Source organism: Kitasatospora sp. NPDC088346 (genome assembly GCF_044740765.1).
In the GTDB taxonomy this organism is placed as follows: domain Bacteria; phylum Actinomycetota; class Actinomycetes; order Streptomycetales; family Streptomycetaceae; genus Kitasatospora.
This window is the reverse complement of the sequence record NZ_JBIURH010000005.1, coordinates 258221-282819: the sequence shown is the minus strand read 5'-3', so window position 1 is coordinate 282819 and position 24599 is coordinate 258221. Positions and strand designations below refer to the sequence as shown.

The 24599-nt window shown below is 74.3% G+C and carries 20 protein-coding genes and 1 pseudogene; 9 read left to right on the top strand and 12 right to left on the bottom strand.

The window, feature by feature from the left end:
• Positions 1-74: 74 nt before the first annotated feature.
• From ACIOFR_RS10565 to ACIOFR_RS10520, 10 genes and pseudogenes are all read right to left on the bottom strand, one after another.
• Positions 75-758: pseudogene (locus ACIOFR_RS10565) on the bottom strand (ABC transporter ATP-binding protein); the annotation flags it as partial.
• 5 nt (positions 759-763) lie between these two features.
• On the bottom strand, positions 764-1507 hold the full coding sequence (locus ACIOFR_RS10560; protein WP_400994583.1) for an ABC transporter ATP-binding protein: 744 nt from the start codon (positions 1505-1507) through the stop codon (positions 764-766).
• Positions 1504-2535, bottom strand: a complete 1032-nt coding sequence (locus tag ACIOFR_RS10555) for a branched-chain amino acid ABC transporter permease (protein WP_400994580.1) — start codon at positions 2533-2535, stop codon at positions 1504-1506. The genes ACIOFR_RS10560 and ACIOFR_RS10555 overlap by 4 nt, the downstream gene beginning before the upstream one ends.
• Positions 2532-3407: a hypothetical protein gene (locus ACIOFR_RS10550; RefSeq protein WP_400994578.1), complete on the bottom strand. Its 876-nt coding sequence runs from the start codon at positions 3405-3407 to the stop codon at positions 2532-2534. Before ACIOFR_RS10550 ends, ACIOFR_RS10555 begins: the two co-directional genes overlap by 4 nt.
• 22 nt (positions 3408-3429) lie before the next feature.
• Positions 3430-4626: an ABC transporter substrate-binding protein gene (locus tag ACIOFR_RS10545; protein ID WP_400994576.1), complete on the bottom strand. Its 1197-nt coding sequence runs from the start codon at positions 4624-4626 to the stop codon at positions 3430-3432.
• Positions 4627-4679: 53 nt separating this feature from the next.
• Positions 4680-5093, bottom strand: coding sequence for a roadblock/LC7 domain-containing protein (locus ACIOFR_RS10540; RefSeq protein ID WP_400994573.1), 414 nt, complete (start codon positions 5091-5093; stop codon positions 4680-4682).
• Positions 5090-7357, bottom strand: coding sequence for a nitrate- and nitrite sensing domain-containing protein (locus ACIOFR_RS10535; protein WP_400994571.1), 2268 nt, complete (start codon positions 7355-7357; stop codon positions 5090-5092). Before ACIOFR_RS10535 ends, ACIOFR_RS10540 begins: the two co-directional genes overlap by 4 nt.
• A gap of 391 nt (positions 7358-7748) precedes the next feature.
• Positions 7749-8543, bottom strand: coding sequence for an alpha/beta fold hydrolase (locus tag ACIOFR_RS10530; protein ID WP_400994569.1), 795 nt, complete (start codon positions 8541-8543; stop codon positions 7749-7751).
• Positions 8544-8608: 65 nt separating this feature from the next.
• Positions 8609-9517, bottom strand: coding sequence for an NADP-dependent oxidoreductase (locus ACIOFR_RS10525; protein ID WP_400994567.1), 909 nt, complete (start codon positions 9515-9517; stop codon positions 8609-8611).
• A gap of 109 nt (positions 9518-9626) precedes the next feature.
• Complete coding sequence (locus ACIOFR_RS10520) at positions 9627-10697, bottom strand: alkene reductase (protein WP_400994564.1); 1071 nt, start codon at positions 10695-10697, stop codon at positions 9627-9629.
• A gap of 233 nt (positions 10698-10930) precedes the next feature.
• Here ACIOFR_RS10520 and ACIOFR_RS10515 point away from each other — a divergent pair, with 233 nt between their 5' ends.
• Positions 10931-11446 carry a MarR family winged helix-turn-helix transcriptional regulator gene (locus ACIOFR_RS10515; RefSeq protein ID WP_400994562.1) on the top strand — a complete coding sequence of 172 codons (516 nt, stop codon included), beginning with the start codon at positions 10931-10933 and terminating at the stop codon, positions 11444-11446.
• Between the two features lie 53 nt (positions 11447-11499).
• On the opposite strand, the gene ACIOFR_RS10510 is transcribed toward ACIOFR_RS10515, so the two are convergent.
• Both ACIOFR_RS10510 and ACIOFR_RS10505 read right to left on the bottom strand, forming a co-directional pair.
• Positions 11500-14313: a SpoIIE family protein phosphatase gene (locus tag ACIOFR_RS10510; RefSeq protein WP_400994560.1), complete on the bottom strand. Its 2814-nt coding sequence runs from the start codon at positions 14311-14313 to the stop codon at positions 11500-11502.
• A 132-nt stretch (positions 14314-14445) separates the two neighbouring features.
• A complete protein-coding gene (locus ACIOFR_RS10505) occupies positions 14446-15033 on the bottom strand; it encodes a hypothetical protein (RefSeq protein ID WP_400994558.1) in 588 nt (195 codons plus the stop codon).
• Positions 15034-15456: 423 nt separating this feature from the next.
• On the opposite strand from ACIOFR_RS10505, the gene ACIOFR_RS10500 reads away from it, so the two are divergent.
• The 8 genes from ACIOFR_RS10500 to ACIOFR_RS10465 all read left to right on the top strand — a co-directional run bounded on the left by ACIOFR_RS10500 (position 15457) and on the right by ACIOFR_RS10465 (position 24588).
• Positions 15457-16902 (top strand): glyceraldehyde-3-phosphate dehydrogenase, encoded by a 1446-nt coding sequence (locus ACIOFR_RS10500; protein WP_400994556.1) that lies wholly within the window; start codon positions 15457-15459, stop codon positions 16900-16902.
• 232 nt (positions 16903-17134) lie between these two features.
• Positions 17135-17701, top strand: coding sequence for a TetR/AcrR family transcriptional regulator (locus tag ACIOFR_RS10495; protein WP_400994554.1), 567 nt, complete (start codon positions 17135-17137; stop codon positions 17699-17701).
• Positions 17702-17816: 115 nt separating this feature from the next.
• Complete coding sequence (locus ACIOFR_RS10490) at positions 17817-19172, top strand: carotenoid oxygenase family protein (protein WP_400994552.1); 1356 nt, start codon at positions 17817-17819, stop codon at positions 19170-19172.
• A gap of 55 nt (positions 19173-19227) precedes the next feature.
• A complete protein-coding gene (locus tag ACIOFR_RS10485; protein ID WP_400994549.1) occupies positions 19228-19524 on the top strand; it encodes a hypothetical protein in 297 nt (98 codons plus the stop codon).
• A gap of 615 nt (positions 19525-20139) precedes the next feature.
• A complete protein-coding gene (locus ACIOFR_RS10480; protein WP_400994546.1) occupies positions 20140-21213 on the top strand; it encodes a RimK family alpha-L-glutamate ligase in 1074 nt (357 codons plus the stop codon).
• Positions 21210-22436: an AMP-binding protein gene (locus ACIOFR_RS10475; RefSeq protein WP_400994544.1), complete on the top strand. Its 1227-nt coding sequence runs from the start codon at positions 21210-21212 to the stop codon at positions 22434-22436. The genes ACIOFR_RS10480 and ACIOFR_RS10475 overlap by 4 nt, the downstream gene beginning before the upstream one ends.
• Entirely contained in the window at positions 22433-23719 is a 1287-nt protein-coding gene (locus ACIOFR_RS10470; RefSeq protein WP_400994542.1) for an MFS transporter, read from the top strand. The genes ACIOFR_RS10475 and ACIOFR_RS10470 overlap by 4 nt, the downstream gene beginning before the upstream one ends.
• Positions 23716-24588, top strand: coding sequence for an SDR family NAD(P)-dependent oxidoreductase (locus ACIOFR_RS10465; RefSeq protein ID WP_400994539.1), 873 nt, complete (start codon positions 23716-23718; stop codon positions 24586-24588). Before ACIOFR_RS10470 ends, ACIOFR_RS10465 begins: the two co-directional genes overlap by 4 nt.
• The last annotated feature ends 11 nt before the right edge of the window (positions 24589-24599 follow it).

Below are 24599 nucleotides of genomic sequence, written 5' to 3'. Positions count from 1 at the left end.
TGTGCTGCTCGGTGGGTCGGGTGCTGTGCTGCTCGCTGGGCCGGGTGCTGTGCTGCTCGGTGGGCCGCCGGGCCGAGGGCGGTGAGGACGGCGGCCGGGTCCCGGCGCGCGGCGGCGCCGTCCAGGGCGAGCGTGATCCGTCCGGCGTCGAGGACGGTGACCCGGTCGGCGACGGGCAGCGCCTGGGCCGGGCGCGGCGCGGCGAGCAGGACGGCCAGGCCGTCGGCGGCCAGCCGGCCCGCCAGGGCGAGCACCTCGGCCGCGAGCGTCGGGGCCAGGCCTTCGGCGGGTTCGTCGAGCAGCAGGACGCGGGGGCCGCCGAGCAGGGTGCGGGCGAGGGCGAGCATCTGCTGCTCGCCGCCGGAGAGACGGTCGGCGCGCTGGTGCAGCCGCTCGCCGAGCCGGGGCAGCAGGTCGAGGATCCGGGCGGGTGCCCAGGCGGTCGGCCGACGGCGGTGGCAGACCGCGAGGTGCTCGGCCACCGTCAGGGAGGCGAACACCCGGCGGCCCTGCGGGACGAGGCCGATGCCGGCCCGGGCGCGGCGGTGTGCGGGCAGCCGGGTGAGGTCCGTCCCGGCGAGGGTGATCCGGCCCGCCCGCACCGGGACGAGGCCGGCCAGGGTGTTCAGCAGGGTGGTCTTGCCGGCGCCGTTGGGCCCGAGGAGGGCGTGCACGGTGGAGGGCTCGACGGTCAGGTCCACGCCGTGCAGCACGGTGCCGCCGTGGTGACCGGCCCGTAGCCGGTGCGTCTCCAGCACGGCCCTCACCCGGGCCGGTGGCCGAGGTAGGCCTCCCGCGTGGCGGGGTCGGCGGCGATCTGCTCCGGCGTGCCGTCGGCGATCGGCCGGCCCTCGTGCAGGACGGTGACCCGGGTGGCCAGCGCGTTGACGAAGTCGAGGTTGTGCTCGACCAGGAGCACGGCGACCTCGGCGGGCACCTGGCGCAGGACCGTCACCAGCCGGTCGGTGTCCTCCTCGGCCAGGCCGGCCGCAGGCTCGTCCAGCAGCAGGAGCCGGGGCCGGGCGGCGAGCGCGGCCGCGATCTCCACCAACCGCTGCTGGCCGTGCGAGAGTTCGCCGGCGGGCCGGGCGGCCAGGTGGGCGATGCCGACCCGGTCGAGCTGGTCGTGGCAGCGGTGCCCGAGGTCGCGGTAGCGGCGCGGGCGCCACAGGCCGCGCAGTTCGGTGTGCCGCCAGGCGGCCAGCGCCACGTTGTCCAGGGCGCTCAGGCTGCTGAGGACCGCGGGCCGCTGGAAGGTGCGGGCGATGCCGAGGCGGGACCGCCGGGCGGGGTCGGCGCCGGTGATGTCCTGCCGGTCCAGGAGGATCCGGCCGGCCGACGGGGCGACCGTACCGGCCACCAGACCGAGCAGGGTGGACTTGCCGGCGCCGTTCGGGCCGATCACGGCATGGCGGGCGCCGGGCCGGACGGTCAGGTCGAGCCGGTCGACGGCGACCAGGGCGCCGTAGCGGCGGGTCACCCGGTCGAGGCTGAGCAGGGTGGTCACGGGCCGGCCTCCGGGGGGTTCGGACGGGGCGGGCGGCCGGCGGCGGCCGGACGGCGCGGATGGGGGAGCCGGGGCGGGCGGACGCCGGCCAGCCCGCGGGGCAGCAGGTAGACGGCGGCGACGAACAGCCCCCCGAGCAGCAGGGGGCCGTGGCCCGGCCAGGGGGCGGCGAGCTGGTCCCGGGTGGTCAGGACGAGCGCGGCGCCGGCCAGCGCGCCGAGCGGTGAGGCCGCGCCGCCGAGCACCGCGGCCAGCAGGGCGAGCGAGGAGGTGGTGAAGCCGACGTCGGCGGGGGAGACGTAGCGCTGCACGGCGACCAGCAGGTGCCCGCCCAGGCCGGCGAGCGCGCCGGCCCAGACCTGGGCGCCGACCAGCACCCGGCCGACCCGGTGGCCGTCGGCCAGCATCCGGGCCTCGTGGTCCCGGCACCCGGCGAGCAGCAGTCCGACCGGCGAGCGCAGGGCCAGGACCGTCGCGGTCACCGCGCAGGCGGCGACCGCGACCGCGTACCGGAAGACGTCGGTGTCGCCGGTCAGCGGTGCGGCGTCCCACGGCAGACGCACCGGCGGGATGCCGGCCAGGCCGTCGCTGCCGCCGGTGAGGGTGCTCCACCGGGCCGCCGCGGTGGCGGTGAGCTCGCCCAGGGCCAGGGTGGTCATCAGTGCCGTGACGCCCCGGGTGCGGGCCACGACCGGTCCGGTCAGCAGGGCGAACAGCGCGGCCGCCAGCGCCGCGGCGGCGGCCTGGAGCGGCCCGGTGTCCAGGCCCGCGCGGCCGAGCAGGGCACTGGTGTAGGCGCCGACCGCGTACGGCGCGGCCTGGCCGAGGCTGGGCAGGCCGGCCCGGCCGGTGAGCACCGTGACGCCGACGGCGACCAGGCCGAGTGCGGGGACGGGGGCGAGCAGGACGAGCATCGACCCGTCGACCAGCGCGGGCACGCCGAACAGTGCGAGCGCGGTCAGCAGCAGGGCCCACCCGACCGGGCGCAGCACACCGGCACCGCCGTACGGCACCATGGCGCCGGTCATCCGGGTGCTCCGGCTCCGGCGCCGGTGCCGCGGCGCAGCACCAGCGCCCCGGCCATGGCCGCGAACAGCAGGTAGGGGGCGAGGCCGGACGCCAGGTCGACGCCGAGGGTCTGCACCTCGCCCACGGCCACCGCCGCCGCCAGTGCGCCCAGCACCGAGCCCGGGCGGCCCAGCACCACGACGACCAGCGAGAGCAGCAGGACGGTCTCCGCCGTGCGCGGACCCGGGCCGATGATAGGCGCCCCGAGGACGCCGGCGAGGCCGGCGAGCGCCCCGGCGCCGGTCAGGACGGCGGCGTGCACCAGCCGCGGGTCGGTGCCCAGGCCCGCGACCATCGCGGCGTCGTCCACGGTGGCGCGCAGCAGCAGCCCGGCCCTGGTGCGCCGCAGGAACAGCTGCCCGGCCGCGGCCAGGGCCGCCGCCACCAGGATGAACACCAGCCGGTAGACCGGGTAGCGGTGCCCGCCGAGGTCGGCGCTGCCGTCCAGGGCCGCCGGCAGCGCGACCGGCAGGTCGTCCGGCCCGGCGGCCGTGCCGAGCAGGTCGCCGCCGACCAGCGCCACCCCGGCGGTGAGCAGCGCCTGGGCGAGGTGGCCGCGTCGGCGCAGCGGTGCGGTGAGCGCGGCCAGCAGCCCGCCGCCGGCGCCGGCCGCCGCGGTGCCGGCGGCCAGGGCGAGCAGCAGCCCGGCCCAGGTGCCGTCGGAGAGGGCGGCGGCGGTGTACGCGCCGACGGCGTAGAGGGTGCCGTGGGCGAGGTTGAGGACGTCGCCGGTGCCGAACGCCAGGGTCAGCCCGGCTGCGGCGACGTACAGCAGCAGCCCGTAGGCGACGCCGTCCACGGCCGGGACCAGGTGCGCGTCGATCAGGCCCATCGGCCCCCCTCTCCGGTGCCGGTCAGTTCCCGATGGTGGCGAGGTCCTGGACGGTCTGGTTGGACAGGGCCCGGCCGTCGCTCCTGACCTCGCGCAGGTACCACTTCTGGACCGGCGAGTGGGTGTTGCTGCCGAACTGCCAGGTGCCGCGGGGGCTGTCGATCTGGCCGAGCCCGGAGATCGCGGTGTTCAGCGTCTGGGGGTCGAGCCGTTCGCCCGCCGCGCCGATCGCCTTGTCGAGCACGGCCGCGGCGTCGTAGGAGGCCATCGCGTAGGTGGTGGGCGGGGACTGGTGCTTGGACTGCCAGGCCGAGACGAACGCGCGGTTGGCCGCGTTGTCGAGGTCGGGCGCGTAGTTGAGCACCGAGCGGATGCCCTTGGCCGCGTCGCCCTGGGCGTTCAGCACGCCGCCCTCGGTGAGGAACCCGGCGGCGTACAGCGGGGTGCCGGCCAGGTCGGACTGGGCGTACTGCTTGACGAAGTCGACCGCGGCGCTGCCGGCGTAGAAGCAGTACACCGCCTTGGCCTTGGAGTTCTTGATCTTGTTGAAGTACGGGGTGAAGTCGGTGGTGCCCGGGAACGGCGTGAACACGGTCTTGCCGCCGGGATCGGCGAGCTGCCCGCCCGCCTTGCCGAACGCGTCGGTGAAGCCGCGCAGCTCGTCCCAGCCGCCCTGGTAGTCGGGGCCGATGGCGTAGACCGGGCCGTCGACGGTGTCGCGCACGTACTGGGCGATCGCCGCCCCCGGCTCGTCGGACATGAAACTGGTGCTCCACTGCCGGCTGACGTCCTTGACCGCGGGGCGGCCGTTCGAGCTGACCAGCGGGATCCCCGCCTCGCCGAGCAGCGGCGAGATCGCGGCGACCGAGCCGGCTCCGACCACCCCGGTGACGGCGAGCACCTTGTCCTGCTTGACCAGCTTGGTGGCGGCGGGGAGGGCGGTCGGCGCACCGTCGCCCTCGTCGGCGGTCACCAGGTCGACCGGGTGACCGCCGAGCCGGCCGTCGTGGGTGTCCAGGTAGAGCTGGAAGCCGTCCAGCAGATCGGTGCCGACCGCCTTGTACGTGCCGGAGAGCGAGGCCAGCAGCCCGATCTTCACCGTGCCGGCGCCGCCCCCCGCGGCGCGGGCGCCGCCGTGTCCGCCGGAGCAGCCGGTGGCGAGCAGCAGGGCGGCGGCGAGGGCGGCGCCGGCCGGACGGGATCTGCGGATCGGTGACACGAGTGCTCCCGGGAGTTGGGGGACGGGCCTGGACCGACGGCGGTGAGGAGGGTTCAGGAGGGCGCGTCGAGCAGCTTGGCGCGGGCGGCGGGGGTGAGCTGCGGCCCGACCTGGTTGATCAGTTCGGCGAGTTCGAAGGAGACCTGGCCGATGTCGCAGGACTTCGAGGCGAGCACCAGCAGCGAGGCGCCGCTGCTGACCGCCATCGAGAACAGGAAACCGCCCTGCAGCTCGGTCAGGTTGCTGATCACCGGATCCGCCTTCAACAGGCGCCCGGCCCCGGCCAGCAGGCTGACCAGGCCCGACGCGATCGCGGCGAGCTGGTCGGCGTGCTCGGCGTCGACGTCGCGGGTGGCGGCGATCAGCAGTCCGTCGGCGGAGACCGCCACCGCGTGGGTGATCTCCGGGACGCGGGCCGCGAAGTCGTTCAGCAGCCAGTCGAGATCCTGCGTCGAGGGGGAGGTCATGCGTCTTCCTTCTGGTTCGGTTCGGAGAGGAGGGGCTTGGGGGCGCCGCGACCGGCACGGCTGGCGCCGATGCCGCGGGCGTAGGCCGCCATGGCGGCCGAGACCTGCCGGGGGTCGCGGTGCGCCGGTCCGTGCGGGGGGTGGGCGGCCGGCGCCGGGGAGTCCGAGGTGCTCGGCGCCACCGCGTGCACGGGGGCGGGCTCGGCCTCGGGGGTCGCCGCGCGCCGGCGACGGGGCAGGCCGGCGCCGGTGGTGCCGTCGGTCGCGGGTTCCGGTGCGGGCGTGGGCGCCGGGGCGGCCGGGACCGGCGCCGGCGCCGCCGGCGGGAGCACGGTCGGGGTCGGCAGCGGGGCCGGACCGGCCGCCCCGGCGAGCTCGAACACGTCGTCCGGGAGGGTGACCTCGGCGATGGTGCCGCCGCCGGGCCGCGGGCGCAGCTCGACCCGGATGCCGTACCAGGAGGCCAGGTGGCCGACCACGGTCAGCCCCATCGCGCGGACGGCGGCCACCTCGACCGGCGAGGGCGCGGCCAGCTTCTCGTTGGCCTCCTCCCAGCGGTCCTCGGGCAGGCCGATGCCCTGGTCGCAGACCTGCACCACCAGCCGGTCCGTCAGCAGCCTGGCCTCGGCGGTCACCCTGGTCCCGGGCTTGGAGTAGGCGGTGGCGTTGTCCAGCAGTTCGGCGAAGAGGTGGACCAGGTGGTCCACCGCCCGGCCCTGGATCAGGACGCCCTGGTCGGTGGTCCCGACGTCGACCCGCGTGTAGCGCTCGATCTGGGCCACCGCGGCCCGCAGGACGTCCTCCACCGGGGAGTTCGTCGACCGCACCCGGGCGGTCGCCTCGCCGCCGAGGACGAGCAGGCTGTGGTTGTTGCGGCGCATCCTGCTGGCCAGGTGGTCGAGTTCGAAGAGACGGGCCAGCCGCTCCGGGTCCGGTTCGTCCCGCTGGGCGGTGTCGAGCGCCCGGACCAGCGCGCCGGTCAGCCGCTCGGCCCGGCGGGCCAGTCCGACGTAGACGGTCCCCATCCGGTCGCGCATGGCCGCCTGCTCGGCGGCGATCCGCACCGCCTCCCGGCTGACGGTGTTGAAGGCGGCGCCGACCTCGGCGATCTCGTCGCGGCCGCGGACCCTGACCGGGTCGCCCGCCGCGGCGGCGAACTCCTCCGGGGTCGCGCCCCCGAGGGCGCCGCCGGTCGAGAGTGCGGCGACGGCCGCCGGCAGGCGTTCGTGGGCGACGGCGTGCGCGGCGTCGCGCAGCCGGCGCAGCTCCCGGATCATCGGACGGCCGAGCCGGAACGCCAGGACGATCACCGAGACCACCGCCAGCACCACCGCCAGGCCCTCGCTCAGGGCCCAGCCGCGTTGCGTGGTACGGAAGTCGGTGACCCGGGCGAGGGCCGCGGCGTCGACCTTCTGCTCGACCTGCTGGAGCCGGTCGGACCGCTCGTCCATCACGGCCGTCCAGCTCGCGTCCAGCGGCAGCGGGCGGCCGGGCCGGGCGCGGGCGACGGCGTCCTCCAGGCGGCCCGCGGCGATGATCTCGGTGCCGGTCATCGAGCGGTCCAGCCAGCTCTGCCACTCGGGCGTGGCGGTCCGCTGGAACTCCAGGACGGCCTCGGTGTACCCGGTGCGGGTGGCGGTGATCGCCTGCTGCGCGGCCGGGGTGAGGACGCCGGAGGCCTGCGAGGTGAGGACCGCGACCTCCTGCTGGCCGACGGCCTCCTGGGCCCGGGCCAGGGCCACCCCGCTGTTGATCCGGTCCGCCAGATCGGCGCCGGCGCGCCCGGCCTCGGCGACGTCGCCCCGATAGGCCAGCAGGTCGGCGATGACGATCCGGTAGTGGAAGGTGGTGGCGGACAGCGCGGCGCCCGGGCCCGACTCGACCTGCTTGCGCAGCGCGGGCAGGCCCGCCAGGTCGTCGTCCACCTGCCGGAGCAGGCCGAGCGCGTTGCCCCGGCCCTGGTGCAGGCGGGCCCGCAGCCGGCGGTACTCCGCGATGCTCGCGTCGGTGGCCTGGATCTGGTGGAGGTAGGCGTTGGTCCGGTCGGGGCTCGCCTCGCCGGTCAACAGGACTGCGGCGCAGGTGCGTTCCCGCTGGAGCTGGTGGGTCAGGTCACCGGCCTGGGCGCTGATGGCGACCATCGAGCGCAGCTGCGCGGCACCGAACACCTGGCCCGCGGTGATGCGCAGGGCGAGCGCCGCGAAGGCCAGCACGGCGAGCAGCGGCACGGTGGCGAGGACGGCGAGCTTGCGGGTGATTCTCACCGGGCCGATCCTCCGGCCATGAGCGGAGGATCGAGCAGGCCTTGCTGGTCAGAGGTCATGGCGCGCCTTGGAGTCGGTCGGAGGGGGCGGGTGGGGACGAGAGGGTGGATCAGCCGCTGCGAAGCCTCCATTTAGCGCGTACCTGACATGATGCTGCGGGCCGAGCATAGTGGCGACCATCGATCATGTCTTCGAAACTTCGCGAAGCCTAGTCAACTGACGTGACGTCAGGACAGTCCTGGGGGAATTGTCTTCTCCGCACCGCACATGGCCGCAGACCGCCGAGCGGTCGGTGGGAAGGCGAAAGGCCCGTCGGTGCACGGGAATTCCCGTGCACCGACGGGCCCGGGCCCGGTGGGGAGCGGCGGCCCGCCACCGGGCGCGGCCGGTGTCAGGCGCCGTGTTCGGCCAGGAAGCCGGTGATGAGCGCCTGCCACTCCTCCGGGCGCTCGACCATGGGCAGGTGGCCGGTGGCGATCTCCGCGAGCCGGGCACCGGGGATGCCGTCGGCGAGCTCGCGGTGCAGGCGGGTGGAGGTGAACCAGTCCTGGGTGGTGGAGACGACCAGGGTGGGTGCCCGGACACGGGCCAGGTCGTCGCGGACGTCGATCCGGGGGGCCAGCTCGGCCTGCTCCGGGGTGCCGTCGGCGACGCCGGCGTCGGTGAAGCCGACGGCCTGCCGGAGCTGGTCCTCCGGCATCGCCTCCAGGGCGTCGGCGCCCAGGGCCATCATGGTGAGGAACTCGGCCAGCAGTTGGCGCTCGCCCGACTCGGCCAGCCTGCGCCAGAGCGGCAGGGCGAGGGCGAGACGGTTGTCCCGGCGGGCGAAGGTCGCCGTCAGCACGAGGGCGCTGACGCGCTCGGGGTGGCGGGCGGCGGCACGGATCGCCACCGGGCCGCCGAGGGAGTACCCGGACAGCGCGAAGGTGTCCAGGCCCTCGGCGACGGCGGCGGCCACCAGCTGGTCGGCCAGGTCGTCCAGGGACAGCGGCGCGGCGGCGCGGGGGGTGTCACCGCTGCCGGGGTAGTCGACGGCGACGACGGTGTGTCGGGCGGCGAGGCCGTCCAGGATCGGGCCGTAGGTGCCGGCCGCGCTGCTGCCCGCGCCGTGCGCCAGGGCGAGGCCGGGGCCGGCGCCCACGACGGTGCGGGCGAAGGTCGGTTCGGGCAGGGTGTGCGCTGACATGGGGGTTCCGTCCTTCGGTGCGGGGTGGTGCGGGGTGGTGCGGGGTGGTGCGGTGTCCGGGGCGGTCAGGGCAGCAGGACGACCTTGCCGCGGGTGCGGCGGGCCTCGATGTCGGCGTGGGCGCGGGCGGCCTCGGCCAGGGGGTAGGTGGCGCCGATCGGGAGGTCGAGGCGGCCGGCGGCGGCCAGCCGGGCCAGCTCGGGGATGGCCTGCGGGAAGCGGTTGGTCGGCCCTCCGGCGCTGAACCGCACGCCGTGCCGGGCGGCGTCCATGTCGGCGATGGTGATCACCCGGGCCGGGTCGCCGGTCAGCGCGACCGACTCCGCCAGTACGCCCGCGCCGGAGGTGTCGAAGACCCGGCCCACGCCCTGCGGGGCGGCCGCCTCCACCCGCTCCACCCAGCCGTCGCCGTAGCGGACGGCCCGGGCGCCGAGCGCGGTGAGCCGCTGGAGGTCGGGCTCACCGGCGGTGGCGACCACGGTGATGCCGCGGGCGACGGCGAGCTGGACGGCGACCGTGCCGACGCTGCCGCCCGCGCCGTGGACCAGCAGGGTCTCGCCCGGCTGGACGTCGAGCTGTCGCAGGCCCCGGTAGGCGGTCTCGCCCACGGTGACCAGGGCGGCCGCGGTCTCGAAGGAGATCTCGGCCGGCTTGGCGAACGGCTGGTCCAGCAGCGCGTACTCGCCGTAGCCGCCGCCCACGGCCGAGCCGAGGACCTCGTCGCCGACCGCGGCGCCGGCACCCGGGCCGGCCCCGTCGACGACGCCGGCCACGTCCAGGCCCGGATGCGCCGGGAACTCCGCCGGCCGGGCGCCGGCCATCCGCCCGGAGCGCAGCTTCAGGTCGATCGGGTTGACGGCGGCGGCCCGCACCCTGATCCGGACCTGGCCCTGACCGGGCCCGGGGGCGTCGACCTCGGTCAGGGTGAGGACGTCCGGGCCGCCGTAGCGTGCGTAGGTGATCGCGTGGGACATCGAGAGCTCCAAGAGGAAGGTGGGGTGGGGGTGAACTGACCCCGTCTCACAAGAGTGGGGTCGCGGGGGCGGGCCGTCCCGGCGGCAGGCCGTCGGGACGGCCCCGGGATCAGCCGGCGAGGGTCGGGTAGTCGGTGTAGCCGCGGTGGTCGCCGCCGTAGAAGGTGGCCGGGTCCGGGCTGTTGAACGGGCCGCCGGCGGCCAGCCGGGCCGGCAGGTCCGGGTTGGCCAGGAACAGCGCGCCGAAGGCGACCACGTCCGCGGTGCCCTCCTCCACCAGCGCCAGCGCGTCGGGGCCGGTGGCCTGCGGGTAGGTGAAGGGGTTGAGGACGAAGGTGCCCGGCCAGACCTTGCGCAGCCGTGCGGTCAGCCCGCGGTCCGGGCCCTCCATCAGGTGCAGGTAGGCCAGGTCCAGCCCGGCGATCCGCTCCAGCAGCGCCTCGTACACCTCGCCCGGGGTGTCCTCGGCGATGTCGTTGAACGGGTTCCCGGGCGAGATCCGCAGGCCGACGCGGTGGCCGCCGATCGCCTCGGCCACGGCGGTGGTGACCTCCACGGCGAAGCGGATCCGGCCCTCGGTGTCGCCGCCCCAGCCGTCGGTGCGCCGGTTGGTGTTGGGTGCGAGGAACTGGTGGATCAGGTAGCCGTTGGCGCCGTGGACCTCCACGCCGTCGAACCCGGCCGCCACGGCGCCCCGGGCGGCGGCGGCGAAGTCCTCGACGGTCTGCCGGATCTCCGCCTCGTCCAGCTCCTTCGGCGTGACGAACTCCTTCGGCCCCTCGTGGGTGTACACCCGGCCCTCGGCCCCCACCGCGGACGGCCCGACCGGTACGAGCCCGTCGGGCAGCAGGCTGGGATGCCCGATCCGGCCGGTGTGCATCAGCTGCGCGAAGATCACCCCGCCCTCGCGGTGCACCGCGTCGGTCACCTGCCGCCAGGCGGCGATCTGCTCCGCGGAGTGCAGCCCGGGGGTGTCGGGGTAGCCCTGGCCGACCACCGACGGCTGGATTCCCTCGGTGACGATCAGCCCCGCGCCGGCCCGCTGGGCGTAGTAGGTCGCCGTCAGCTCCGTCGGGCTCGCGCCGGGTCCGTACGCACGGCTGCGGGTCATCGGCGCCATCGCGATGCGGTTGGCCAGGCGGGTGCCGCCGAGGTCGATCGGGTCGAATGCGGTGGTCATGGGGTCCAGCCCTTCGAACGGGGGTGCTGCGGCGGGTCCTGCCTGCCTCCAGCAATTTACCTGTCCGAACAGTAAATCCGGCCGAAGGTATGCCGCAAACACCTGTGACGCCCGTCACATGACCTTGGGGGTGGGGGATTCGGGCCGGTCGAGCGGCCGGCGGCGCGGCATCCCTCGGGCTCCGGGGGTATCCTGCTCGAACAATCGATGACGAGGACAGGAGCATCCGGACCATGGCGCAGCCCACAGACGGCAGCGAGGGGTGCTCACCGGCCCGGGCGGGTGAGGCCGTCCCGCTGCCCGCCGCCGCGGGTGGGGGGCCGATCAGCCACGCGATCTTCCGGGTCGCCCGGACCCACCGCATGATCGCCGGGCACCTGCTGCGCCGGGTCGGCCTGCACCCCGGCCAGGAGCTGGTCATGATGCAGCTCTGGTCACTCGGACCGCAGCGGCAGATCGACCTGGTCCGCCTGCTCGACTCCGACGCCGCCACCATGACCCGCACCGTCCGGCGCCTCGAACAGGCCGGCTTCGTCCGCCGTTCCCCCTGCACCGACGACCGGCGCGCCTCCCTGATCGAGGCCACCACCGCCAGCCACGCGTTGCGCAGGGAGGTCGAACAGCTCTGGCGCCGGCTGGAGGCGGCCACCGTCGGCGACACCACGGACGAGGAGCAGGCCGCCGCCCTGGCCGTCCTGGAGGGCATCGAGGAACGGCTCGTACGGGCCGCGGCACAGCTCGGGGACTGACCGGCGGCCCGCGGCGCGCCGCCGGCCGGCCCGGGCTGCGGCGAGCCGGTGGTTCAGCGCTCGCCGGACGGCGGCGGGGCCGCCGCCGGCTCCGCAGCGGCGGACGCCGAACGCGACAGGGGGGCCACCGGGCGGGCCGTCGAGGGCCCCGGCTGCCCGTCGAGGTCGGCGGCCGGGGCGGGCAACGGCTGCTCCGCCCAGATGATCTTCCCCTGCGAGGTGTACCGGGTGCCCCAGTGGTCGGTGAGCTGGGCCACCAGGAAGAGTCCGCGGCCGCCCTCGTCCGTGGTGGCCGCGTACTTCAGGTGCGGGGAGGTGTTGCTGCCGTCGGACACCTCGCAGATCAGGGCGCGGTCGCGCAGCAGCCGTACCCGGACCGGCGGCGAGCCGTAGCGGATCGCGTTGGTGACCAGCTCGCTGAGGACCAATTCGGTGCCGAAGACCAGGTCGTCCAGGCCCCACAGCTCCAGCGTCCCGGTGGCCCACGCGCGGGTCTCGGCGACGGTGGCCGGGTCGAACGGCACGTCCCGTTCGGCGACCTGGTCCGCACCGAGCACCCTGGTCCTGGCGATCAGCAGCGCCACGTCGTCCTGCGGGCGGGCGGGGAGCAGGGCGTCCAGCAGGGCCTGGCAGTGCTCCTCGGGCTCCCGGCGGTGGCCGGCCAGCGCCTCGCGCAGCAGTTCCATGCCGACGTCGAAGTCCCGGGTGCGCTCCTCGACCAGCCCGTCCGTGTACAGCACGATCTGGGTGCCCTCGGCCAGGTGCACCTGCGCCGTCTCGAACGGCATCCCGGCGGCGCCCGCCCCCAGCGGTGGGCCGATCGGGAGGTCGGGGAAGACCACGCTCCCGTCCGGCCGCACCAGCGCCGGCGTCGGGTGGCCGGCCCGTGCGATGGTGCAGAGCCGGGAGACCGGGTCGTAGATCGCGTACAGGCAGGTGGCGCCGGTGATGCCGATCCCGGTGCCGCTCTCGGTCTCCTCCTGGTCGATGCGGTTCACCAGCTCGTCGAGGTGGCCGAGCAGCTCGTCCGGCGGCAGGTCGAGGGCGGAGAAGTTGTGCACGGCGGTGCGCAGCCGGCCCATGGTGGCCGCGGCGTGCAGCCCGTGGCCGACCACGTCGCCCACCACCAGGGCGACCCGGCTGCCGGGCAGCGGGATCACGTCGAACCAGTCGCCGCTGACCCCGGACTGGGCGGGCAGGTAGCGGTGCGCGACCTCCAGGGCGCTCTGTTCCGGCAGGGCGCGCGGCAGCAGGCTGCGCTGGAGGGTCACGGCCATGGCGTGCTCGCGGGTGTAGCGGCGGGCGTTGTCCATGCTGACCGCGGCCCGCGCGACCAGCTCCTCGGCCAGCGAGCGGTCCTCGTCGTCGAACGGATCGGGCTTCTCCGACCGCCAGAAGTTCGCGACGCCGAGGATGATGCCGCGGGCCTTCAGGGGGGTGGCGATCAGCGAGTGCACCCCGTAGTCGACGATCCGGCGGGCCCACTGCGGGTCCTGGGCCTGCCAGCCGTGCGCCACCGACAGGTCGGGCACCACCTGCGAGTGGCCGCTGTCGAAGCCCATCGCCTGCGGGGTGGACGGCACGAAGGCGATCAGCCTGCCGCACGGGTAGAAGGGGTGGTCCTCGCGGATCCCGTTGACGGCGGCCCGGCGCAGGTCCCGGCCCGTCCCGGTGGGTTCCTCGCCCACCAGGACGGGGTCGGCGAGGTCGACGGTGACGAAGTCGGCGAAGCCGGGGACGGCGACCCGGGCCAGCTCCTCGGCCGTGCGCACCACCTCCAGCGTCGTCCCGATGCCGACGCCGGCCTCGTAGAGCAGGGCGAGGCGCTTGCCGGCCACCTCGGCCTTCCCGGACAGCGCGAGGAGCTCGGTGGAGTCGCGGATCGTCGCGACCGTGCCCATGCCGTTCCCGTGGCGCTCCGCCGGGCGCTGGTTCACCGCCAGCAGCCGCCCGCCGGACTGGTGCACCTCGTCGGTGGCGACCCGGCCCGACAGCAGCAGCTCCGCGGTGCCGGGATCGAGGTCGCGCAGCTCGGACAGGTGCCGGCCCTCGGCGTCGGCCGGCAGCCCCAGCAGTTCCTTCGCCTCGTCGTTCGCCAGCACCAGCCGGCCGTCCTGGGCGACGATGACCACGCCCTCGCGGACCGCGTGCAGGACGGCGTCGTGGTGCTCGTACATGCGGGTCATCTCGGCCGGGCCGAGACCGCCGGTCTGGCGCTTCAGCCGCCGGGTGACCAGAGCCGTCCCGGCGGTGGCGACCGCGAGCGCGGCGGCGCTGGTGCCCAGGATGACGGGCAGCTGCCGGTCCCCGGCCGTGACGACGTTCTTCACCTTGAGCCCGGCCGACACCAGGCCCACCACCGTTCCGTCGGAGGCCGTCACCGGGACGACCGCCTGGACCTCGTGGCCGAGCGGGCCGTGCACGCTCTCGGTGTACACGCGACCGGCGAGCGAGGGGCCGATCGTCCCGACGAACTGCTTGCCGATCCGGTCCGGCAGCGGGTGCGTGTACCGGATCCCGTGGGTGTCCATGACCACGATGAAGTCCACCCCGGCGGCCTGGCGGGCCTGCTCGGTCAGCGGCTGGAGGATGGCCGTCGGTGCGGGCGACTCCAGTGCCGGGATGATGCCGGGGGAGTTGGCGAAGGTCTGGGCCACGGCCACCGACCGGTTGACGGCCTCCGACTCGCTGGCGCGCCGGGACTCCAGGACGAGGGCCAGGATCGCCCCCAGGACGAGCAGCACCACGACCGCCACCTGCAGCACGAACACCTGGCCGGCAACGCTCCGAGGGCTCTTGCCGAGCCGAGTCTTCGCGATCAGCGACTGCTTCGATACGGTCCGGGGTCGGTCGGGCTGTTCGACCATGCGTCCTTTCTAGCACCGCGGTCATGGCGACCGCGAAGCGTCGCTCCCGCACGCCGGCGGGACTCGCTCGGAGGGCGCCCGGCGCGGCGGCGGCGGAGCCGGGTTCGCCCGAAAGGGCCGGCGGCGCGGGCCCTACGCGCAGCGGCGCAGGAACAGCACGGCCACGGCGACGGCGGCCACGGACCCGATCGTCACCCCGACGGCGGCCAGCGCCCGCGTCCAGGTCCAGGACGGTCGGGGTGCGGGGTCGGGGTCCAGTGCGGGGTCGGGCGCGGGGTCGGGGGAGACGGGCGGGGCCGTCGCCGGGTCGTCCCCCGGCACGTCCACCACGCCCTCGGCCCGACCGATCCCGGGCGCGGACGACTCGGCGGTGAGCGTCCAGCGGCCGGGCGGCAGCACCTCGGCGGTGGTGAAGGCGCCGGCCCGGCCCGGGACGGGGACCAGGCGCCACGGCCCGAGGGCGGCGCCGTCGGCCGAGACCGCGCCGAGGGTGCCGACGAGCCGTTCGCCGACGGGGCGCGCGTCGCTCTCCCAGGTGGCGGCGGCGATCGGGCGTCCGGCCCGGACGCCGGTGACGGTGAGCCGGACGGTCTCGCCGCGGGCGTGGGCCGGGGCGGCGGGGGCCAGGACGAGGAGGCCCGCGAGGGCGGCGCAGGCGGCGGCCGCGAGGCGGCGGAAGGTGGTGAACCGCCTTTCCGGAACTCTCCTGCGACCGGGCAAATCACACCTCGTTCCTGCGGAGGGCTGAGTGCCGGGAATCCTGCCAGAAGTGTGGATCACCCTGAATAGCGGTGTTCTGCGCGCGAAGATGTCTCACGTTCAATCATCTGCTCCGCGCGGAGAGCCGGATTCCAACCCGGCGGGAGAAATGCGCAGTTGGTCTCCGACCTCCTCAATGGTCTACTCCATTCGGGCATTCGGTGGGTATGCGACTTCATCGAAGCGTTATACTTCGTGATCTATTGTTAGATGCGCCGTCGAATAGTGAAATTGCACAGAGTGGGCGTCAGGTGACTCTCCATCACCTCGATGGCGACCGGGTGCCGGGGGCGGGAATCTCCTGCTCAGGAGGGTCCGCCTGCAGGCTCGCACGGGCCCGTGGCTAGCATGGGTGTGCGCATCGCCTAGCTCGAAAGATGAACTGTGACTGTCAACGAAGACGTGTTCACGAACTGGAAGAACCGCGAGGAGATCGCGGAGTCGATGATCCCGATCATCGGGAGGCTGCACCGGGAGCGGGACGTCACCGTCCTGGTCCACAGCCGTTCCCTGGTGAACAAGTCGGTGGTCAGCATCCTCAAGACTCACCGGTTCGCCCGCCAGATCGCCGGCGAGGAGCTCTCGGTCACCGAGACGGTGCCGTTCCTCGAAGCCCTCACCGCGCTGGACCTCGGTCCTTCCCAGATCGACATCGGCATGCTCGCCGCGACGTACAAGAGCGACGACCGCGGCCTGTCGGTGGCGGAGTTCACCGCGGAGGCCGTCGCCGGCGCCACCGGTGCCAACAAGGTGGAGCGCCGCGAGTCGCGCGACGTCGTGCTGTACGGCTTCGGCCGGATCGGCCGCCTCCTCGCCCGCCTGCTCATCGAGAAGGCCGGCTCCGGCAACGGGCTGCGGCTGCGGGCGATCGTGGTCCGCAAGAGCGCCGGTGAGGACCTCGTCAAGCGCGCCTCGCTGCTGCGCCGGGACTCGATCCACGGCCAGTTCCAGGGCACCATCACGGTCGACGAGGCGAATGACAAGATCATCGCCAACGGCACCGAGATCAAGGTCATCTACTCGGACGACCCCACCAAGGTCGACTACACCGAGTACGGGATCAACGACGCGATCCTGATCGACAACACCGGCCGGTGGCGCGACCGCGAGGGGCTCTCCAAGCACCTGCGCCCCGGTATCGCCAAGGTGGTGCTCACCGCGCCCGGCAAGGGCGACGTGCCCAACATCGTGCACGGCGTCAACCACGACACGATCAAGCCGGACGAGCAGATCCTGTCCTGCGCGTCCTGCACCACCAACGCGATCGTGCCGCCGCTGAAGGCGATGGCGGACGAGTACGGCGTCCTGCGCGGCCACGTGGAGACCGTCCACTCGTACACCAACGACCAGAACCTGCTGGACAACTACCACGACTCCGACCGTCGTGGCCGTTCGGCGGCGCTCAACATGGTGATCACCGAGACCGGTGCCGCCTCGGCCGTCGCGAAGGCGCTGCCCGACCTCAAGGCGACGATCAGCGGCAGCTCGATCCGCGTCCCCGTGCCGGACGTCTCGATCGCGATCCTGAACCTCCAGCTCGCCCGCGAGACCACCCGCGAGGAGGTCCTCGACCACCTCCGTGACGTGTCGCTGACCTCGCCGCTCAAGCGCCAGATCGACTTCATCAGCGCGCCCGACGCGGTGTCCAGCGACTTCATCGGCTCGCGCCACGCCTCGATCGTCGACGCCGGTGCCACCAAGGTCGAGGGCGACAACGCCATCCTCTACCTGTGGTACGACAACGAGTTCGGCTACTCCTGCCAGGTCGTCCGGGTCGTGCAGCACGTATCCGGCGTGGAGTACCCGACCTACCCGGCCCCGGCGGTCTGAGCCCGGACCCGCGGTCGGCCCGCTCCCGGCGGGTGAGGCGGCGGTGGGGTGGCAGTCAGGTCGGATCGGCTCCCGATCCGGCCCCGGCTGCGGCCCCACCGCCGCCTCCGGCGTTCCCGCGCGTTCGCGCCCGCTCCCGCGCGTCCCTGCCCGCTCCCGGGGAGGGGCCCCGGGTGTGGCCTCCCCGGCGAGGGCGGTTGACAACCAAAAGTGTGAGTGATTGAGTACTCACATGCAATCGGAACGACAACGCCAGCTCTCCACCGCGGAGGAGCGCCGGGAGACGGTGCTGCGCACCGCGATCGGTGCCTTCGCCTCGCGCGGGTACTTCGGCACCACCACCAGTGAGGTGGCCAAGGCGGCCGGCATCTCCCAGGCCTACGTCTACCGGCTCTTCCCCAACAAGGAGGCGCTGTTCGTCGCGGTCGTGGAGCACTGCTTCGTCCGGGTCCGGGCCAGCCTGGAGGCCGGTGCCGCCGGTGCCCGGGGGAGTGCCCCGGAGGCCGTCCTGTCCGCGATGGGCGACGCGTACGCGCGGCTGATCAGCGACAACGACCTGCTGCTGGTGCAGATGCACGCCCAGGCGGCCGCGGTCTCCGAGCCGGCCGTCCGGGAGGCGGTGCGCGCCGGGTACGCCCGGATGGTCGAGTACGTCCGCGGCGCCTCCGGCGGGGACGAGCGCCAGGTCCAGGAGTTCTTCGCGGTCGGGATGCTCTGCCACCTGCTGGTGGCGATGGACGCGGACGCCGTGGACGCGCCCTGGACGCGCACGCTCACATCGGGCATCCGGCACTTCTGACCGGCCTCGGGTGGCGGCCTGCCGACGTGCGGGCCGCCCTCCTTTCGGGCCATCGAGTGAGTGGTCAACCACACATACTTCTGCTGTCGGCATCACCAACGAGAGAGGCACCACCGTGACCAGCAAGCCCTACCTGACCGGCCACTACGCCCCGGTCGTGGACGAGATCAGCGCCACCGGGCTCACCGTCGAGGGCGCCCTGCCCCCGGAGCTGACCGGACGGCTGATCCGCAACAGCCACAACCCCAAGCCCGGCGTCACCCCGACGCACTGGTTCAAGGGCAGCGGCATGGTGCACGGCATCCGGCTGCGCGAGGGCCGCGCCGAGTGGTACCGCAACCGCTGGGTGCACACCCCCGCCCTGGACGGCGCGCCGTACATGACGGAGCACGGCCCCGACCTGAGCGCCTCCACCGCCGGCACCCACGTCATCGAACACGGCGGACGGCTGCTCGCCCTCTGCGAGGCCAACCTCCCGTTCGAGCTGACCCCCGACCTGGAGACGGTCGGCCCCTTCGACTGGAACGGCAAGCTCACCTCGGCGATGACCGCGCACCCCAAGGAGGACCCGGTCACCGGCGAGCTGCACTTCTTCGGCTCCTCCCCGCTCCCGCCGTACCTGATCCACCACGTGGCCTCCCCCGACGGCCGGGTCCTGGACAGCCAGGAGGTTCCGGGGGCCGGCCCCGCGCTCAAGCACGACTTCGCCATCACCGCCCACCACGTGGTCTTCCTGGAGGGCTCGGTCACCTTCGACCCGACCGAGCACTCCGGCATCCCCTACGCCTGGAGCGACGCCCAGGCCTCGCGCATCGGCGTGATGCCGCGCGGCGCCGGCGGCGCGCAGCGGGTCCGCTGGTTCGAGATCGGCCAGGGCTACGCGATGCACCTCGCCAACGCCTACGAGGACGCCCGCGGGCGGATCGTGATCGAGGGCCCGAGCGTGGGCCGCGCCGGCTGGCAGCGCTCCTGGAACTGGTGGGTCGGCGCGCCCGACCGCGGCGCCGAGCCCAACTCCGGCTCCCGCAGCCGCCGCTGGACGGTCGACATGGCGGCCGGCACCGTCCGCGAGGAGGACACCGACGACCTCGTGGTGGAGTTCCCGACCATCAACGACGCCTACCTCGGCCGGGCGCACCGCTACCAGTACGCCCTGTCCTTCCCGGACGACCTCGGCGTCGGCAACCACACGCTCGTCAAGTACGACCGCGCCGCCGGTACCCGTCAGCTGCTGCCGTTCGGCACCGGACAGCTCCCCAGTGAGGCGGTCTTCGTCCCGGCCGCCGGCGGCACGAGCGAGGACGACGGCTACCTGCTCAGCGTCGTCAGCGACCTGAACGCCGACGCCTCGCGGCTGGTCGTGCTGGACGCCTCCGACCTGAGCCTGCCGCCGGTGGCCACCGTCCACCTGCCCCGCCGGGTGCCCGCCATGATCCACGGCTCCTGGATCCCGGACACCGACCTCGCCTGACCTCGCCTGACCCCGCCCCCGACCACCCTTCCGCATTCCCTTCCAGGAGGACACCGTGCTCGACCTGACCAAGGACACCTCGTCCGAGCTGCCCGGCGACCCGCAGCAGACCGACCCGACCGCGCCCGCCGCCGCGACGCCCGCCGCTGCGACCCCCGCAGGCGGAACGAAGAAGAAGTCCGCCGGGAAGTCCCCGGTCAAGAAGGCCGGCAAGGCGGGCCGGAACCGCCGGCGCGCCCGGCGCCGGGTCGCCGAGACCGCCGCCTACACCGGCCTCGGCCTGATCGCCCTCGCCGAACCCTGGGCGCTCCTGCTGATCGTCCCGGCCCTGCTGCTCGCTCTCCGGGACTGACCCGCGCCATCGGGGCCGGCCCGCACCGCCGGGCCGGCCCCGGCTCCGCCGGAACGGACACCCCGAGGACGGACACCCCGCGGACGGAGTGCGGACGGTTCGTCGAATACCGGCCCAACTCCGACACGCCGAACCGGTCCCAGGTGCGCCGATCCACCTCCGTACAAGGTCATTTGACGATCGGTCACTACGGATTCCGGACCATTGACATGGCTCACCGGCGTTGCGAGAGTTCTCCTCGTCCGGAGCGAGCCGGTGCGACACTGCCGGACAGCCGTCCGGCGACGCACCCGAGCCATGGTGGAGACCCGAACCCGGATGAGCCCCGACACCGATGTGACGCGCCGGTCCCGAACCGGGTCGACGGACGCCCGCCACCTCGCCCGTCGGACGTCCGCGCGTCGGCTCCGGGGTCACCGGGGGGACCGGCGCGCCCACGGCACCGCACCCGGCAGCGCCGGCCTGCTGCCGGACGGCCCGGCCGCGGCCCGCCCGGACGGCCCGTAACGCCGCCGACCGTCGCGCGACCGGCCCCGGGACGGCCGTCGCGGAGCTCCGTGGACCGGGCGCCGGGCCCGCCGACCGGCCTTCGACCGCTTCTCTGTGAGGATCACGATGAGCATATCCACGACGGCGGAACCCGCCGATCCGACGAGTCCCGCCGGCCCGCTGCGCCGGATGTGCTGGATCTTCCCCGACCGGGAGTCGACCCGGGCCACCGCGATGTGGGAGGACTTCTTCTGGGACCTCTACGCCGAGGTCGCCGAGGAGTCCGGAATGAGCTGGACCCGGCACGCCCCCGACGCCGTCACGGTGGACGGCACCGTCCGCGGCCGGCCCCGGGTCTACGTGGACGGCGAATTCGTCACCCCGCAGGACACGCTCTTCGTCACCGCGTTGTACTCGCTGCCGTACCAGTCGATGGACATCTTCAACCAGTACGAGCTGTACGCGGTCCTCGAACAGGCCGGGTTCTACCTGCCCTTCCCGCCGCAGGTTTCGCTGGTCGGCAACGACAAGCTGGCCACCCTGCTGCACCTCGGCGACTCACCGGTGCCGCCGATCCCGACCGTCCGCATCGGCACCGGCCGGGACGTCGGCAAGCACCTGTACGAGGTGGCGCTGGCGAACATGACCTACCCGGCCATCGTGAAGCCGGCCGGCTGGTGCGGCGGCGGCGGGATCAACCTGGCCCGCAGCCGCGAGGACATCCGGGGCCTGGCCAGCCTGGCGCAGGGCGGCGACACCACGCTGGTCGTCCAGCCCTACCTGGGGGACGGCACGATCGACTACCGGGTGTACGTCGTCGACGGCGAGCCCTACGCCGTGATGAAGCGCTCCCCGCTGCCGGGCTCACCGGTGGCCAACGCCAGCCGCGGCGGCATCATGGAGTTCCCGCCCGTGCCGGCCGAACTCGCCGCCGCGACGGCCTACTTCGCCCAGCGGCTCCCGATCCCGTTCTTCTGCGTGGACTTCCTCTTCGACGGGGAACGGTACTGGTTCTCCGAACTCGAACCGGACGGGGTGATCGCCCCCGACTACGACGACCCGGACCGCACGCTCCAGCGGGACATCACCCGCGCGCGGTTCGCCGCCTACCGGGACGCCCACGCCAAGTGGCTCGCCAACGGCGCGGCCGAGCGGGCCCGCACGACCGCCGCCGCTGCCGCAGGGACGGAGTCGAGATGACCGACCGCTTCTCACTGTCCCCGCAGGCGGCCGAACCCCGCCTCGACGTCGCCCGCCGCGCCCTCGAACTGCTGGAGAGCGTCCCCGGGCTGGCGCCGCGCTACGCAGGCCGCGGCGGGCTGCGCACCCTCGACGACCTCGCCGCGCTGCCGCCGCTGGCCAAGGACGACCTCAACACCGCCCTCGCCCACCTGGAGCCCCGGGCCGAGCACGGCGCCACCTGGCTCTTCCAGAGCGGCGGCAGCACCGGCGCGCCCAAGGTCGGGTACGCGCCCACCGGCTTCTACATGGCCGGTGTCCACGCGCACTGGCAGCCGCTGGACCGCTCGGACGTCTTCGTCAACGCCTGGGGCGCGGGCCGGATGTGGGGCGCGCACTTCCTGGTGGCCGCGCTCGCCGACCTGGCCCGCTGCCAGGTCGTCGCGCTGGGCTCGGTCACGCCGGACGAGTACGAGGACTGGCTGGCGTTCTTCGTCGCCCGCAAGGTGACCGCGATCGGCGGCACACCGAGTGTCCTGCGGCTGTGGTTCGCGCGGGCCCGGGCCGCCGGGGTGAAGCTCCCGGCGCTGCGCAAGGTGCTCTGGCTCGGCGAGGCCTGGCAGCCCCAGCTGGACGAGGACATGGCCGCCGTCGCGCCCGCCGCCCGCCGCTGGGGCATGTTCGGCAGCACCGAGACCTGGGTGGTGGGCACCAACACCCCCGACTGCCCGGCCGACACCTTCCACCCGTTGCCCGAGCAACTGGTCCACGTCGGCGCGGACGACCTGCTGGACTTCACCACGCTCAACCCCGACATGCTCAACCCGGTGCTGCGCTACCGCACCGGCGACGCCGGCCGGCTCGTCGACTGCCCGTGCGGCCTGCCGGGCCGGGCGATGCGGGTGCTCGGCCGCCGGGACAGCGTCGTCCAGGTGCGCGGACTGGGCCTGCACGTGGGTGAGCTCATCGCGCAGGTGGAGCGGGAGCCGGGCGTCGCCCGGGCGCAGGTCCTGATCACCGAGCAGGGCGGCCGCGCCCTCGGGGTGGACGTCCTGCTGCTGACCGACCAGGACGGCGCGGTCGACGTCGACCGGCTGCGCGCCGAGCTGCTGTCCGCGACGTTCACGCTCAGTACCGCGTTCCAGCACGACCCCCGGTCCTTCCGGGTCCGCGTGGTGGACGCCCTGATCAGCAACGACCGGACCGGGAAGACCGCCGACTTCGTGGTGCGGGAGGAGTCGTGAAGCTGCGTCGACCGGCCTCCCTGGGCGGCGGTTTCAACCTGTTCTGGGCCGGCCAGACCGTCAGCACGGTGGGCGACCGGGTCACCGTGTTCGTGGTCCCGACCCTGATGATCTTCGTGCTGCACGCCAGTGCCCTCCAGGTCGGCGTGGTCGCGATGGCGCAGTACCTGGGCATCCCGCTGCTCGGGCCGATCGCCGGCGTCCTGGTCGACCGGTGGGACAAGCGCCGCACGATGCTGAACTGCGACCTGATCCGGCTGGCGGCGGTCGCGGCCATCCCCCTCGCGTACTGGCAGGACCTGCTCTCCACCCCCCTGCTGTTCGGCTGCGTGGCGGTGATCAGCGGCGCGACGATCTTCTTCAACGTCGGCTACCTGGTCGCCGTCCCGGCCGTGGTCGAGGAGGAGCACCTGGTCCGCGCCTACGCGCGGCTGGAAGGCAGCGGCTCGGTCTCCGAGGTCGCCGGCCCGTCGATCGCGGCCGCCCTCTACGGAGCGCTCGGCGTCGCCGCCCTGTTGGTCGACGCCGCCAGCTACCTCGTCTCGGCCGCCTGCTTCCGCGCCATGAAGCCCTGGGGCGACAGGACGGTCACCGAAGGGACGGTGTGGGAGCGGCTGACGGCCGGCTTCCGGCTGAACTGGGCCGACCCGGTGCTGCGCCGGGTGGTGGTCGCCGCGGTCACCCTCAACTGCGGCGGCCCGGTCTTCGTCACCGTGCTGCCGATCCTCGCCTACCGGGGGCTCGGCCTGTCCGCCGCCGTCTTCGGCGCCGCCATGTCGGTCGCCGCGGCCGGTGCACTGGTCGGCGCCGTCGTCGCACCCAGGATCAGCCAACGGCTGGGCACCGGGCGGACGATGGCCTGGGCGCTGCTGCTGCACTGCCTGGTCGGGTTCGGCGTGCTCGCCGCGCCCGCCCTGCCCGGCGGAGCGGTGATCGCCGTGACGATGGGCTGCTACGGCTTCTTCATGTCGTGCATCAACGTGTGCAGCGCACCCATCCGGCAGTCCCGGATGTCCGCCCGCAACCAGGGCGTGATGCACGCCGCCTTCCGCACCGTGACCTGGGGCGTGATCCCGCTGGCCGCGTTCGTCGGCGGCCTCGCCGTCACACTGCTGACCGGCCCGCTGGGCATCCTCGACGCGGCCCGGGCGGTCATGGCGGGCGGCACCCTGCTGGCGGCGTTCTCCTTCCTGCCGGCGGCGCGGATCCAGCCGCTGCTCGACGCGGCGGAGCGCGCCCGCCCGCCGGCCGCGGACACCGAGCCCGCCAGGAGCGCATCATGACGCCGCGACACCGCGGGACGCTGCTGGTCACCGGGACCTCCTCCGGCATCGGGCTGGCCACCGCCGTCCGCGCGGCGGCGGCCGGGTTCACCACCGTCGCCACCGTCCGCGATCCCGACCGGGCCGAGGCGCTGCGCGAGGCGGCCGGGCGTGCCGGCGTCGACCTGGACGTCCGCCGCCTCGACGTCACCGACGCCGCCTCGGTCGCCGCCTGCGTCGACGGCGTCGAGCGCACCTACGGGCAGCTCGACGCCGTCGTCAACAACGCCGGCGTCTCCAACTCCGACCCCACCCTGGAGATGTCGACGGCGGCCGCGCTGCGGGCCAACCTGGAGGTGAACTTCTTCGGCGTGGTCGAGGTCAGCCGGGCCGCGATGCCGCTGCTGCGCGCCGCCGGCGGGCGGCTGGTGACCATCGGCAGCGTGCACGGGGTCGTCGGCCAACCGTTCAACGAGGCCTACTGCGCAGCCAAGTTCGCCGTCGAGGGCTTCATGGAGAGCCTGGCCCCGGTGGCGGCGGCGCACGGCGTCCGGGTGTCCGTCGTCGTGCCGGGCTACGTGCCCGACACCTCGTTCGGGGTCTTCCCCGACATCGACCGCACCACCATCCAGGCCGCCTCCGGCCCGTACGCGGCCACCTTCGCCGACTACCTGGACCGGATCGGCAACCAGGGCTGGGAGGCCGCCGGCCAGCCGGCGGGGGAGGTGGCCGAGGTCGTGGTGCGGACCCTGCTCGCCGAACGGCCACCCTTCCGGGTGCCCGCCAACCCCTGGGCCGCCGCCTACCTGGACCACAAACTGGCCGACCGGGACGGGGCGACGGTCCAGACCCTCGCCCGCACCTGGATCGGGCGACCTGATTCCCCCTAGAGCTCAGGAGA